This is a genomic window from Kitasatospora sp. NPDC058162, from assembly GCF_042884005.1.
GTDB lineage: Bacteria > Actinomycetota > Actinomycetes > Streptomycetales > Streptomycetaceae > Kitasatospora.
Window position 1 is genome coordinate 91,133 of sequence record NZ_JBHVUS010000022.1, and the last position, 13,150, is coordinate 104,282.

Below are 13,150 nucleotides of genomic sequence, written 5' to 3' on the forward strand. Positions count from 1 at the left end.
CCTCCCACGATGCACGGCCGCTCGCGCGGTTGCCCCGCTCCCTCGGGAACGTCAGCGGTTCCTGGACCGCCGGTCCACCACGGCCAGCAGCTTCCCGCTCGCCGCCGTCTGCGCGAAGTCCGCGGCCGGGACGCACTCCACGCGCAGGTCCACCAGCCGGTCCCGCTCCACCGCCGCCGCGAGGTCCGGGTACCCGTCCAGGAACTCCCGGACGCCCGGCCCGTCCTGCGGCCGGCCCTCCAGCCGGACGGTCAGCGTCTCGTTGGCGGCGTCGTCCTCGTCCAGCAGGATCTGCAGCGCACCGTGGTGCTCCAGCCGCTCCTCCGCGACCTGGACGAACCGCCGGTAGTTGAGGAAGTGGCTGCCGCTGCGGAAGATGTCGCCGAAGCGCCCCAGCAGTTCGAAACGCGGGGTGCGCCGACCGCACGGGCAGTCCTCGGCCAGCCAGCGCCCGAGGTCGCCGATCTCGTACCGGTCCAGCCGCTGCCCGCGCCGGGTGTGCGCGGTGAACACCAGCCGCCCGGCCTCGCCCGCCGACGCGGGCCGGTCCTCCTCGCGGTCGAGGATCTCCAGCGTGTGGAGTCCGCTGAACAGGTGGTAGACCCGCTCCGGCGCGTCCGGGCACTGGTAGCCGAGCGGGCCCGCGTCCACGCTGCCGTACGCGCCGGCCCGGATCACCTCGACCCCGAACTCCTCGCGCAGCCACTCGCGTCGGCCGGCCGGGAAGTGCTCGCCGCCGTAGAAGAGCTTGCGCACACCGCGGTACTCGCGCAGCAGGTCCGCGCCCTCGGTGAAGATCCGCAGCAGGTAGTTCGGCATGCCGAACAGGGTGTCGACCCGGTGCTCGACCACCGACCGGGCGACCGCCGCGTGGTCGTCCTGCGCCATCATCGGGTACTGGACCGCCCCGAGCGTCTCCAGCACCGAGAAGAAGCTGGAGAACCCGCCGTACAGCTGCCCGCCGAAGAAGAGGTTCATCGCCCGGTCGGTCCGCGGGTCGAACCCGGCCGCGAGCAGGCCCTCCGCGCCGGAGCGCATGTGCTCGTGGTAGTCGTCCCAGCTGAACGCGGAGAGCTTGGGCGCGCCGGAGCTGCCGCCGCTGCGGAAGAAGACCTCCGCACGGCTGAGGTCGGTCTGCAGCTGCTCGAACTCGGTCTTGGCGGTCACCGCGACCGCCGGAGGGGTGAGTGCGCGCGCACCGACCAGGTCGTCCAGGCAGGCGTCGCCGGTGAACCGCTCGTCCAGCTGGACGTCCACCCGGCGGCTGTAGCGCTGCAGCGCGTACACGCCGTCGTGCGGCTCGCCGTCGTAGCTGCCGAGCATTCCGCCGGGCACCGTCACCCGCTGGACGCCCGCCGCCAGCACCGCGCCGGCCAGCTCCGCGGTGTCGGTGCGGCTCGCGCCGATCCCGGCGGTCTGCAGGTAGCGGCGCATCGGGCGCAGCACCTCGGCGATCCGCTTGCGCGGCAGCGGCTTGACCCAGACCGTGCGGTGCAGGGGCGAGGCGCGCAGCGCGCTGCGGGTGTCGGCGAGCACGTGCCAGCTCGCGTCGGGGGCGGCGTGCACCTTGGTGAGCCCGAGGTGCTCCTCCAGCCGGGCCACCAGGACGGTGTTGGTGATCTCGGCGCTCTCCAGCTGCTCCCGGTCCTGCGGTGCGGGTGCGCGGGCGGCGAGCACGGCGGCGAACCGCTCGGCGAAGGCGAAGAGTTCGTCCTCGTCCTCGGTGTCCAGGTACACCACCTGCGGGCTGGCGCAGGCCTGCTGTTCGAGGCGGCAGATGTCGTCGGCGATGCCGTCCAGCGTCCCGGGGGCGGACCAGGCGTCGGCCGTCAGGTACGCGAAGGAGAGCTTCGGGCCCCAGTCGACGAGCCGGCAGCCGGCGGGTATCAGCGCGGCGATCGAGGCGATGGCCTCCTCGCCGCCCCAAGCGGCGACGGCGTCGGCGGCCGCGCACAGCCGCTGGAGCCAGTCGGTGCGCGAGGACGGGAAGCCGAGCACCACGACCTGCCGGGCGATCGCCCCGGTGCCGTCGAACTCGGCCAGGGTGGCGAGCAGTTCATGGGTGAACCGCCCCTCGCCGCTGGTCTTGACGACGTTGAGGTTGCCCGCGAGCAGGCCCTCGACCACGGTCAGCGCCGCGGCGGCGGGTGCGTTGCCGGGCGCGATGTGCACCAGCAGGCCGACCGGCAGCCAGCCCTCGAAGATCTCCCGGCGGAAGTCGAAGCGCGCCAGCCGCCCGGGGTCGATGCCGCCGAGCTCGCGGGTCAGCTTGACCTCCAGCGCCTCCCGGGACAGCGCCTCGGTCAGGTCGCGCATCGTCCGCGAGGTCTCGTCCTCGGGCACGCCCGCCTCGCGCAGCAGACCCGCCAGCTTGACGGAGTGCTCGCCCGCCGGGTCGGCCAGCGCGACGGCCAGGCGGTCGCAGGCGGCGAGCACGGTGATCGGGCTGAGCCGCTCGGCCAGCGCACCGGCGGCGTACTCGTCGAGGCGCTCCAGGCGGGCCGCCGCCTCCGCGTCGTCCACCCACGCGCCCTGCCAGTAGTGCTGAGTCACTTCGTCCCCTCGGTCTTGAGCAGTTCGGCGGCGGCGACGGCGCAGCTGCGGTTGCGGCTGAGCCCGGCCCGCCCGTGCACCTCGAACCAGGGCGTGGGCAGGCCGCAGCCGCACTCCTCCGGCGCGTGCTGGGTGACGAGGTCGCCCATCAGCACGGACTGGGCCGGCACCGAGGTGATGTACGGCGAGATGAACTGGGGGTAGCCGCTCTCGCCGTACGGCAGCGGCTGGAGCGTGCGCACGTCGCGGACCAGCTGGCGGGCCCAGACCGGGACGTGCAGCCGGTGGTTGGGGCACTCCATGTGCAGGACGGAGTGCTCCACCGCGCCGTAGCCGTCGCGGATCCGCCCGTCCGGGATGCCGAGCTGCTCGTGGATGCGCCGGTACAGCTCCGGCTTGGCGACCTGCTTGTCCGCGTTGCCCTTCCAGCCGCCGCCGAAGACCACCAGCGACTCCGGGTTCAGCCGCAGGGGCGGCAGGCCGAGTTCGCGCATCCGGTCCAGCGTGAAGGAGAGGAAGGCGGGGAAGCCGAGGATCCGGACCGGCGCGCCCTCCTCGGCGAAGCGGATCAGCGCGCGGACGCAGCCGAACGGGTCGAACTCGTGGCCGCTGCCGGTGTGCTTGAGCGCGTACTCGACCGAGCGGACGGGAGCGAAGTGGCACAGGTACTCGTCGGTGAACGAGGTGCCGAGGTTCAGGCCCGGCCGGGGCTGGTAGTTGGAGAGCAGGTAGTTGACCGGCTCGTCGCCTTCGGACCTGATCCAGCCGTAGTGGTCGAAGACCCGGGCGACCATCCGCTGGCCGTTGCGCAGGGTGAAGTCGTCGAAGGCCATCTGCGACTTCTGGCCGGTCGTGCCGGAGGAGGTCAGGGTCAGCAGCGTCTCCTCGCGCGGCAGCGACAGCACCTCGTGCAGCTTGAAGAAGTTGGCGTGCACGAACGGCAGTCGGTGGAGCTCCTCGATGGACTCCAGGTGGTGCCCCTCGGCCTCCCACAGCCTGCCGAAGTAGGGCGAGCGCTCGGCGTGCCAGGCGTTGATCTCGTTCATCGCCGCCGTGAACAGGGCGTCCACGTCGTCCCCGGCGCGGTACGGCTCGGCCAGGTCGACCAGCTGCTGTACGTGGGCGAGTGCTTCGGGGTCCGGTACCGAGACCGGTTGGAGGTACGTGTTCATTGGAATATCCCGTGGGTGTCGAGGTGCTGCTTCTTCCACAGCTCGATGTACTGCTCGGTGAACGGCTGGAACGCGGCGTCGACGGCCAGGCCCCGGAAGTCCAGCGGCTGCAGGACCCGGGCGAGTACCACGTGGTCGCGGAAGCCCTCGCCCTCCCGGCGCATGGCGGGGTAGGCCGCCACCGGCAGGAAGCCGTGTCCGAGCAGCCGGCGCAGCAGGTGGTAGCTGTCCAGCGGCACCAGGGCCTCGATGTACCGGGCGCCGTGCGCGGCCAGCCGGTCGGTGATGGTGTCGAGCTCCTCGCCGATCTCCTCGTCGCTCTCCGCGAGCTCGATGCCGATCAGCGTGCAGTACCCGTCGGCGGGGCTGAGGTGCGCGTACACCTCGTAGGCGCCGTCGGCGGCGGAGAGCATGACGTTCGGCTCGTGGAACGGGTAGAAGCGCTCCTCCAGCCCGTCGAACCGGCGGCTCACGAAGGCCGGCGCGTCGATGAACTCCAGCTCCCGGACGGCGCTGCCGCCCTTCCTCGGCCTGGGCAGCGGCTCGTCCACGAGCTCCGGTCGCTGCGCGGGCCCCGGCACGTCCGCCAGCGCCCGTACCAGCCCGCCGAGTTCGGACGGGACCTTGTGCACCGGGAGCCGCTGCTCCAGCACGCCCGCGCGGTGCTTGGCCAGCAGCACCATGGTCTCGTGCCAGGCGGCCTTGCGCAGGTTCGGCAGCACGCCGAGCGCGCGGAAGCCGGACTTCAGGCAGATGCGCTGCGGGGCGGTGGTGTCGGTCCGGGCGGTGGCGTACACGGAGTCGACCGGGTGGTCGCCCGTCAGCAGCTGGTCGGCGAGCTGCTGGACGGCGAGGTTGGCCCCGCCGAGCCCACGGGCGTCGGGGTGGATCACCAGACCCTGCAGCTTGCCGATCCGCGCGGCCGGGTCGACCGTGCCGAGGATGGATCCGAGCAGCCGGTCGCCGCCGGGCTCCCGGGCCACCAGCCAGGTGGTATCCGGGGCCGTGATCTCACGGGCCATCACCTCGGGGTCGGTGCCGAGCGGCAGCGCGTAGCTCCGCCCGTACACCTGGCGGTAGAGCGTCAACAGACCGGCCACGTCGTCTGGACGGGCCGGGATGAATTCGAGGGCCAAGTCGCCTCTCCCAAAAGGCGGCGCGAACACGGTTCATCGCACGCGCACCACGAAAGAAACTTGAGTCGCAAGCAGGCGTGCCCGGTCCGAGCAGCCACATTGCCGCTCCACCACAGTAACGCTCACGCAACGGTGCACCGGACCGTCACGGTGCTAAAAGGCCGTCAGAAGGCTTGGATGCGACGAGAATCACAAGCACGCGAAATACGTACGGAATTGAACCGATGAACTTCCGCCGGACGTTGTCCGGCCGGTCGGCGACCGGTCGCCGACCGGTCGTCAGGGCTCCTCCGGCGGTGTCGGCCCGCCCGCTGCCCACTGCCCACTGCCGGCGGTCGGCCGGATGCCGGGCGGGCCGGTTCGCCGCCGTCAGGGCATGCGCGCGCTGAGGGTGCGGGCGACCTGGCGCAGCACCTTGTCGCTCCAGTTCCGGTCCGCCTTCGGGTACTCCCCCACGCCGTCGGCCGTCGAGGTGCCGCTCAGCTCGTACTCGTACGGTCCCTGGCGGCAGGTCAGGTTGCCCCTGGCGAGGTCGTCGGTGTAGCAGCCCTGCGGGCCCAGTGAGGTGCCGAGGTCCTGGAACTCCTTGTGGTACTTGGTCGCGTCCTCGCGGGCGCGGGCCAGGTCCTTGGCGTAGCTCTTCGCGACGAGCGCGGGGTCGGCGACGGCGGTGAAGGTGAGCGTGACGCTGCTGTTGCTGTCGCTCTCGTACTTGTCGGGCAGGCCGAAGCCGAACTTGCAGCCGGCGTCGGGCACGTCGCCCGTCGTGCCGGGGTCCGCCTCGGCCAGCGGGTTGAAGTCGATGATGGTGACCTTGACCGGCTTTCGCTTGATGCCGGCGGCCTGCGGCAGGATCGCCTTGATCTCGGCGTCGCCCAGCACCTCGCAGGCGTGCGGCCATTGGGCCAGCGCCAGCGAGCGACCCGACGGCGGCTGGGCGGTGAGCCGGTTCCCCGACGGCTGCGCGGAGCCGAAGTCCAGGGTGGGTACGTCCTTCTCGCCGCATCCGGCGAGCAGGAGTACCGCGGCCCCGGCCAGGGCCGTGGCGGTGGACAGTGTGCGGGTGCGTGTCGTCATCGTTCCCCCCGGAAGTGTGCGTGTGCGTGACGGGCAGGTGCGCCGGCGATCAGGACACGGACGATCTTTTCACTGTACCGCCCCACCGGTCGGGTCGGGTGGGCGTTCGGGAACGGCCCGGGTGTTGCGCCGGAGCTGCTGCTCCGGACCGTCGTCCGGTGGGCGGTGGCTCCGAATCCGGTTCACGGCGTGAACGGCGATTCCGTCGGAGTTCTCGCCGAGGATTTCCGGCCGCGCGGCTCGTCGTGCGGCCTCGGGGGGGGGTCATCTGCGGAGTGCTTCGAGGGGCTCGATACGGGCAGCGCGCAGCGCCGGGTAGGCGCCGGCCACCAGGCCGGTGACGGTGCCGATCAGCGGTGCGAGCAGGGTGGTGGTCGGGTTGAGCACCGCGGTCCAGTCGTTGGCGACCGCGACGACGAGCACGACGCTGAGTCCGAGGGCGGTGCCGATCAGGCCGCCGAGGGTGCCGATCACGGTGGTCTCGCCGAGGAACTGCACCGCGATGTGGCGGGAGCGGGCTCCCAGGGAGCGGCGCAGGCCGATCTCCCCGGTCCGTTCCAGGACCGCGACCAGGGTGGTGTTCGCGATTCCGACCGCGCCGATCAGCAGGGTGATCGCGGCGAGGATCAGGAAGAGGTCACCGAGGGAACCGCCGACCTGGTCCTTGAGCCCGTGCGGGTCCGGCGGCGGGACCGCCTGGAGGAGTTGCGGCTTGTCCGGACGCAGTGCCAGCGGCGCCTGGTGGGCCACGAGTTGCGCGGCTCCGGGTTTGGTCCGGATCAGCATGGCCGGCTGGCCCGCCGGGGCGCCGTACTCGCTCTGCGCGGTCGCGGCGGGGATCAGGACGTCGAGGAGCGCCTCCGGCGAGCGCTTCACGTCGTCGATGATGCCGATGACGGTGTACGGCACCCCGTTGATGAACACCGCGGGCTGGTTGGCGAGGTTGGAGACGCCGAGTTGGGCCGCCGCGGCGTTGCCCAGCACCGCCACGCGCATACGGCGCTCGTCGTGGAAGGCGTTGAACAGGGTGCCGGACTTCAGCGTGGGCTCCAGGACCTTCAGGTAGCCGGGGGTGGCCGCGGCGACCGGGAGCTGCCGGAGCTGGGCGGGTACGGGGTGGGTCACGGTCGACACGGACGGCGGGGTGCCGAACACCGGCCAGGTGCGGCCGGCTCCCACCACTCCGTTGAGGTGCTCCACCGTCCCGTCGGCGTCGGCGGGGAAGTCGTCGACGCCCTTCTTGGACGGTGCGGTCGCGCCGCCGTCCCCCGGGTCGTTCACCGTGACGGTCGTCGCGGTCAGCACGGTGAAGTCCTTGGAGATCTGACCGGAGGTGGTCGAGGTCAGCCCGAGGATCGCGGTGAAGGCCCCGACCCCGAGGACCGTGCCCAGCATGGTGAGGAGGGTGCGGGCCGGTCGCTGCAACAGCCCGGCGAGGGCCTCGGCGTAGAGGTCGCGACCGCGGATCCTCGACACCGGGAAGCCGGTCGGCTCGGACTCAGCCATGGGCGCTCGCCACCGGCCGGGTCTCGGTCAGCACTCCGTCGCGGATCGTCAGGGTCCGCTGGCCCCGCGCGGCCGTGTGCGCGTCGTGGGTGATGACCAGCAGGGTCATGCCCTCGCCGTGCAGCAGGTCGAAGAGGTCGAGGACCTGGGCCGCGGTGGCGGAGTCCAGGTTCCCGGTCGGCTCGTCGCACAGCAGCAGTGAGGGGTGGTGCACCAGGGCCCTGGCGATGGCGACCCGCTGGCGCTCGCCGCCGGACAGCGTCGTCGGCAGGGCGTCCAGGCGATGGCCCAGCCCGACCCGGGCCAGCGCCTCCCGCGCCGCTTGCCGGCGCTGTCGACGCGGCACCGCGTCGTACAGGTGGGCCAGGGCGACGTTGTCCGTGGCCGTCCGGTAGGGCAGCAGGTGGAAGGACTGGAAGACGAAACCGATCCGCCGCCCCCGGAGCGCGGTCCGGAGCTTCTCCGGGAGCCGCGCGGTGTCGACGCCGTCGAGCAGGTACGTGCCCTCCGAGGGCCGGTCCAGGAGACCGAGCAGGTTCAACAGCGTCGACTTCCCCGATCCGGACGGGCCGACGACCGTGCAGTACTCACCGGCTCCGACCGTCAGATCCGTCGGACGGAGCGCGTGGACCGGCGACGGGCCCGGGTAGGTGCGGGTGATTCCGACCAGTTCGATGACCGACCGCCGAGCCGGCCCCTCGGCCGGGGGAGATCCGCTCACTGCCCGATCACCACCTTGTCACCGGGGTTCAGCACCGCTCCGTCGGCGGGTGTGACCTCGACCAGGCCGGCCGCGTCCACCCCGGCGGTCACCGGGACGCGTCGCTGGGACCGGTCCGCGGCGAGAACCGTCACCGAGACCGTGCGATCGGCACCGGTGGTCACGGCCGCCGCCGGCACCACCAGCGAGGCCGGAGCGCATGTGCCCGGCTACGTCGCGGGCTCGGCTGTTGCCGTCGCCGTCGCCGCGCGCCAGGTGGCGATGGTGGCGGCCGCCTTGGTCTCGAAGTCCGGGTCGCGCCAGGCGCCCGGCATGCCGATCACCGCCGGCAGCTTGAAGTCGCCGTGCTCCCGGTGGGTGACCCGCACGACGTCCCCGGAGTCGGGGCGGTTGCGGTTCTTCCCGACTTCGACGTCGGTGATGTCCGCCCAGGCGAACCGCTTGCGGGAGCCCAGCGCCCCGGTCCACCAGATCTCGCGCTCGTCGAAGCTCACGCTGCTGAAGGCGCCCCTCACCTGGAGGAGTCCACTGATGATCAGGAGAACGCCGAAAGCCATGCCGGCGACAGTCCGGACGTCTGTCGGGGCGAGAGAACCGCGGTAGAGAAGGTAGGCACCACCGGCCAGGAAGAGCGTCGAGAAGATCCACTGACGGCGTATCTGTGCCGGGTGGAGACGGTAGGTCACGTGTTTCACCAGCGGATCCTGGCAGGTCGGGCGCATCTGAGGAAGCGTCACCGTTGCCCCCGCCGGAACCGGATGTGCGAACGGAGAGTGATCGAGAACGATCGTTCAGCTGTCACGGCTGCGCAGCGTGAGGTAGCCGGCCAGCAGGGCCGCCGCCGTCCAGGCCGCGAGGACCAGCAGACCCGTTACCGGGCTGAGGCCCGGATCGGCCCTCATGACCTCGGCGCCGGCGTGGTCGGGCAGGTAGCGGGCGATGGTGCGCAGTGCCGGGATGGTGTTGGCCACCGGCGTGAGCACGAAGACGAGGGTAAACAGCAGCGAGAGCGAGAGCGCCGTGCTGCGCAGCGTCGTCGCGATGCCCAGCGAGAACAGGCAGATGAGGGTCAGGTAGAGGCAGGTCCCGAGGACGGCGCGCAGCGCTCCGGGGTGGCTCAGCCCGACGCCGTGCGGGCCCAGGGCCGTCTGGGAGGCGAGGAAGGCGAGGAATGTGGTCGGTACGGCCACGAGCAGGGCCACCGTGGTGGCGGCGGTGATCTTGGCGAGGCAGAAGAGGCCGCGGCTGGGTACCGCGGCGAGCGAGGTGCGGATCATGCCGGTGCCGTACTCGGTGCAGACCAGCAGGACCGCGAAGGCGATCAGGGCCAGCTGGCCGAGCTGGACGCCGACGAAGCCGGCGTCCACCGGGTTGAAGTCGGGTCGGAGCAGGGGGCTGTGCCGGTCGATCGCGGAGCGGGCCGAGGCGCCGTTCACCACGCCGGTCCCGACGCTGACGACCAGGGCGAGGACGAGCGGGACGAGGGTGGACCGGACCGTCCCGATCTTGGTCAGTTCGGCCCGGACCACGGCCGTCGGTGCGTTAGAGGACATGCCGGTCCGTCCCCGTGAGGGCCTCGGCCCGGTACTGGGCGGCGTCGCCGGTGAGGCGGAGGAAGGCGTCCTCCAGGGAGGCGGTGCGGGTGGTCAGTTCCCCCAGGACGAGCCCGGCCTCGGCCGCGATCCGGCCCACCCTCCGCGTTCCGGCGTCGTCGACGACCACGGCGCCGCGCTCCTGCTGGTGCGCCGTCAGCCCGGCGCGGGTCAGGACGCGCAGCAGCCGGTCCGGCTGCGAGGTGCGGACCAGCACCTGGGGACGGCAGTTGTCGGCGATGAAGTCGGCCATGCCGGTGTCGGCGAGCAGCCTGCCGCGTCCGATCACCACGAGGTGTTCGGCGGTGATCGCCATCTCGCTCATCAGGTGGCTGGCGACCAGGATCGTCCGGCCCTCGGCGGCCAGGCCCCGCAGCAGCGTGCGGATCCAGCGCACGCCCTCCGGGTCGAGGCCGTTGACCGGTTCGTCCAGCAGCAGCACCTGCGGGTCGCCCAGCAGTGCGGCGGCGATGCCGAGCCGCTGGCCCATGCCGAGCGAGAAGCCGCCGGCCCGGCGGGAGGAGACGGACTCCAGGCCCACCAGGGCGAGCACCTCGCGGACCCGGGCCGGGCCGATTCGGTTGGTCCGGGCGAGCCACAGCAGGTGGTGGTAGGCGGTGCGGCTGTTCTGCACCGCCTTGGCCTCCAGCAACGCGCCGATGTGCCGCAGCGGTTCGCGCAGTTCGTGGTAGGCCTTGCCCTCGTAGTGGACGTGGCCCTTGTCGGGGCGGTCCAGGCCGAGCATCAGCCGCAGGGTGGTGGACTTGCCCGCCCCGTTCGGGCCGAGGAAGCCCGTCACCCGGCCCGGCCGGACCGTGAAGGTGAGGTCGTCGACGACGACGGTGTCGCGATGGCGCTTGGTCAGTTGCCGTAGTTCGATCACGGCACCAGGCTGCCGTGCGGCAGCGCCGCGGCACATCGGCCGGCGATCCGACCCGTGGCCTCCGCCGCGCGGTGGAGGCGGGGCGGCTCCACCGGCGCCGTCTCCTACCACGGTCGGTCATTCCCGGGGCTGAGGCGTGCGCGTGGTGGGGTGGATACGGTGGGGCGCATGGCCCAACTCCCACCGACCTGGCCGACGCCGTACCGCGACGGTGCCGTCCGGCCGCTGCGCCGGGGCGAGTTGGTGGCCGTCGACGGCGTGACGGCCGTGGTGCTGACCGCGCTGTTCCTGGCCTTGCCGGGCCCGGCGTGGAACTCCTATGGCGGGTGGTCGGCCCGGATCGCCCTCGCGGCCGCGATGGGGCTGCCGCTGGCCCTGCGCCGGGCCCGTCCGGCCGCGGTCTGTGCGGTGGTCACGGTGGCCTCCGTGGTGGCGTCGGTGGCCGGCGCCGTCCGGGAGCCGTTCCTCGCGGTGGCCCTCGCGCTCTACCAGGTAGCTGTCACCGCCCCCGCCCGGCGGGCCCGAATACTCGCCTCGTGACGCGCAGAGGTCGTCCGGTCGGGGCCGCGGCTCTCCCCAGTCCCGGGCGGCGGGCGGCAGGAGGACCAGGGTGTCACCGGCCCACCCGTGCAGAGCGCGACGGGCCCCGCCGGATCGCCCGGCGGGGCCCTCTCTCAGCCGTGGCGCTCGACGGCGGCGCCGCGGGGCCGTGCCGCGCGGGTGTGGCGTCAGCCCCCGTAGACGGGGCTGGTCGTCGACCCGCCCTGGGTGTCGTCCTGGGCGTAGATGTAGACGCCGACGCCCGGGCCGTAGGAGTTCGTCCAGGTGTCCACCACCGTTCCGCTGCCGCTGGTGGCGAACGGCCCTTGCCAGTGGCCGTTCTGGACGATCCAGACCTCGCACTTGTCGCCGGTCTGCGAGTAGACATGGCCCGCGATGGAGTTGCTGGTGAAGGTGCTCCAGGCGTAGCAGCCCTGATTCGTCGTGCCGATCTGGCTCGCCCAGTCCCCGGTGGCGAAAGCGCTACCGGCCGTTGCCGTGAGCCCCGCCAGGGCCAGCCCGACTGCCGTGGCCGCCTTGATGATTGCGCGCATGATGCGAGATCCTCCCGTGCTCGAGTGCGCACCGCCGTTCAGCCAGCCGCGCGTGGGAGTCGGGCCGCCCAACGGGCCGGTCCGACACCTGGGTTCCACCCGGAGGGCCGGGCCGCCGAGGGCCCGGTCCGGGTACTGTGGAACGTCGTCACGAGTGCTGTCTGCGGGCTGATGCCGTCGTCCGCCACCCGTGCGGGCGGCGCTGGACAGCCCACCACGGGCCGCGGGCGGGGGCCATCCATTCGGACGAGCGGCGAATGGTTCGGCCGGCGGAGGGGCGGCGCGTCAGCCGGGGTTGGCGTCGAGCAGGTCGGTGCCGAGCGGGGTGAGGGTGTGCCGCACGGCGCGTCCCTGCCGGGTGGTCGCCAGCAGTCCGGCCGCGCGCAGCGCCGCCGCGTGCGCCGAGGCCGCCGGGGGCTTGATTCCCAGGCATCGGGCCAGTTCGGCGGTGCCCTTGCCGGGGCCGATCGCCCGCAGGGCCCTGGCCTTGGCGGGCCCCAGCAGGACGGCCAGGCCGTCTCCGGTGTCCGGCGGCCCGTCCCGGTGCGCGCCGGGGGTGACGGGGTGGAACACGGCCGGCTGGCGGCCGTCCTGGAGCAGGAAGCCGACGCCCTCCTGGAGGAACAGGCTGGGGCGCAGTTCCAGGCCGCGTCCTTCGAGCGGGACGGACCAGACGCCGTCGAAGCCGGGCGGCTCGGTGTACTCGAGCACTCCCCGGTCGTGCCAGGCGAGTTGGGGGTGGAGCGTGCCGAGCATGGCTCCCGGGCCGTGCTCGGCCGTGGTGCGGGCCCGGCGCTGGATGTCGGCCTGGAGGACGCGTTCCATGTCGGACCAGTCCGGGGCCAGGCAGGCCCGGTGCAGCGCCCATGCCGCGTCCGCGACGCGCCGCAGGGCCGCGCTGCCTTCGTCGCGCAGCTCTTCGACGATTCTGGGCAGCCGCGGCACCTGCTCGTACCTGGCGAGGTCGCTGCGGACCACGTCGTCGCGGACGGCGGTGATGTCGTCCAGTTCGTCGCTCAGCCGCCGGCAGTGCCCGAGGAGGTCCGCGCCGAGGAAGTCCGGCATCCCCTCGCTGCTCGCGTTGACCAGTTCGATGAACGGAGCGGCCTTCGCCGGCGCTTGTGCCCGCACCCGTCGCCACCAGCGTTCCCGGGTGCTCGACCCACCGACGTAGTGCCCTCGCGCGGCTCCGACGGCCCCCAGCAGCAGATGGTCCATCGGCGAACTGCTGAACCGGGTCCGCGCCAAGTCCTGCACGCTGAAAACGAGCTCGATCACACTGTCCCCCTGACGCACCGACCGGCTGTGGCTGTGCAGGACAAGTCTCCTCCCGCCCGCCGGACGGGGGGCCTTCGATGTACGGAAGGGGTCCACCGGATGAGGTGTCCGTGCCACCCTGTCTGGTGACGGTGGCGA

At 72.5% G+C, this 13,150-nt stretch carries 13 protein-coding genes; 1 reads left to right on the plus strand and 12 read right to left on the minus strand.

Annotated elements, in window-relative coordinates; translation table 11 throughout:
- Window positions 1–51: 51 nt before the first annotated feature.
- The 10 genes from ACFVXG_RS30820 to ACFVXG_RS30865 all read right to left on the minus strand — a co-directional run bounded on the left by ACFVXG_RS30820 (window position 52) and on the right by ACFVXG_RS30865 (window position 10,640).
- On the minus strand, window positions 52–2,553 hold the full coding sequence (locus ACFVXG_RS30820; RefSeq protein ID WP_387932068.1) for an acyl-CoA reductase: 2,502 nt from the start codon (window positions 2,551–2,553) through the stop codon (window positions 52–54).
- The gene (locus ACFVXG_RS30825; protein ID WP_387932070.1) at window positions 2,550–3,725 is read right to left on the minus strand and encodes an acyl-protein synthase; all 1,176 of its coding nucleotides are present in this window, start codon (window positions 3,723–3,725) and stop codon (window positions 2,550–2,552) included. Before ACFVXG_RS30825 ends, ACFVXG_RS30820 begins: the two co-directional genes overlap by 4 nt.
- Window positions 3,722–4,861: a GNAT family N-acetyltransferase gene (locus ACFVXG_RS30830; protein WP_387932072.1), complete on the minus strand. Its 1,140-nt coding sequence runs from the start codon at window positions 4,859–4,861 to the stop codon at window positions 3,722–3,724. The genes ACFVXG_RS30825 and ACFVXG_RS30830 overlap by 4 nt, the downstream gene beginning before the upstream one ends.
- Before the next feature lie 369 nt (window positions 4,862–5,230).
- Window positions 5,231–5,938: a hypothetical protein gene (locus ACFVXG_RS30835; protein ID WP_387932073.1), complete on the minus strand. Its 708-nt coding sequence runs from the start codon at window positions 5,936–5,938 to the stop codon at window positions 5,231–5,233.
- Between the two features lie 264 nt (window positions 5,939–6,202).
- Window positions 6,203–7,444, minus strand: a complete 1,242-nt coding sequence (locus ACFVXG_RS30840) for an ABC transporter permease (protein ID WP_387932075.1) — start codon at window positions 7,442–7,444, stop codon at window positions 6,203–6,205.
- Window positions 7,437–8,165 (minus strand): ABC transporter ATP-binding protein, encoded by a 729-nt coding sequence (locus ACFVXG_RS30845; protein WP_387932077.1) that lies wholly within the window; start codon window positions 8,163–8,165, stop codon window positions 7,437–7,439. Before ACFVXG_RS30845 ends, ACFVXG_RS30840 begins: the two co-directional genes overlap by 8 nt.
- On the minus strand, window positions 8,162–8,329 hold the full coding sequence (locus ACFVXG_RS30850; RefSeq protein ID WP_387932079.1) for a hypothetical protein: 168 nt from the start codon (window positions 8,327–8,329) through the stop codon (window positions 8,162–8,164). The genes ACFVXG_RS30845 and ACFVXG_RS30850 overlap by 4 nt, the downstream gene beginning before the upstream one ends.
- A 45-nt stretch (window positions 8,330–8,374) precedes the next feature.
- A complete protein-coding gene (locus ACFVXG_RS30855) occupies window positions 8,375–8,722 on the minus strand; it encodes a DUF308 domain-containing protein (protein ID WP_387932081.1) in 348 nt (115 codons plus the stop codon).
- Between the two features lie 234 nt (window positions 8,723–8,956).
- Complete coding sequence (locus tag ACFVXG_RS30860) at window positions 8,957–9,718, minus strand: ABC transporter permease (RefSeq protein ID WP_387932083.1); 762 nt, start codon at window positions 9,716–9,718, stop codon at window positions 8,957–8,959.
- The gene (locus ACFVXG_RS30865; RefSeq protein ID WP_387932085.1) at window positions 9,708–10,640 is read right to left on the minus strand and encodes an ATP-binding cassette domain-containing protein; all 933 of its coding nucleotides are present in this window, start codon (window positions 10,638–10,640) and stop codon (window positions 9,708–9,710) included. Before ACFVXG_RS30865 ends, ACFVXG_RS30860 begins: the two co-directional genes overlap by 11 nt.
- 168 nt (window positions 10,641–10,808) lie before the next feature.
- Here ACFVXG_RS30865 and ACFVXG_RS30870 point away from each other — a divergent pair, with 168 nt between their 5' ends.
- Window positions 10,809–11,180, plus strand: a complete 372-nt coding sequence (locus ACFVXG_RS30870; RefSeq protein WP_387932087.1) for a hypothetical protein — start codon at window positions 10,809–10,811, stop codon at window positions 11,178–11,180.
- 188 nt (window positions 11,181–11,368) lie between these two features.
- Here the strand turns inward: ACFVXG_RS30870 and ACFVXG_RS30875 are convergent, their stop codons facing one another.
- Complete coding sequence (locus ACFVXG_RS30875) at window positions 11,369–11,734, minus strand: hypothetical protein (protein ID WP_387932089.1); 366 nt, start codon at window positions 11,732–11,734, stop codon at window positions 11,369–11,371.
- Between the two features lie 285 nt (window positions 11,735–12,019).
- Complete coding sequence (locus ACFVXG_RS30880) at window positions 12,020–13,012, minus strand: hypothetical protein (protein ID WP_387932091.1); 993 nt, start codon at window positions 13,010–13,012, stop codon at window positions 12,020–12,022.
- Between the last annotated feature and the right edge of the window lie 138 nt (window positions 13,013–13,150).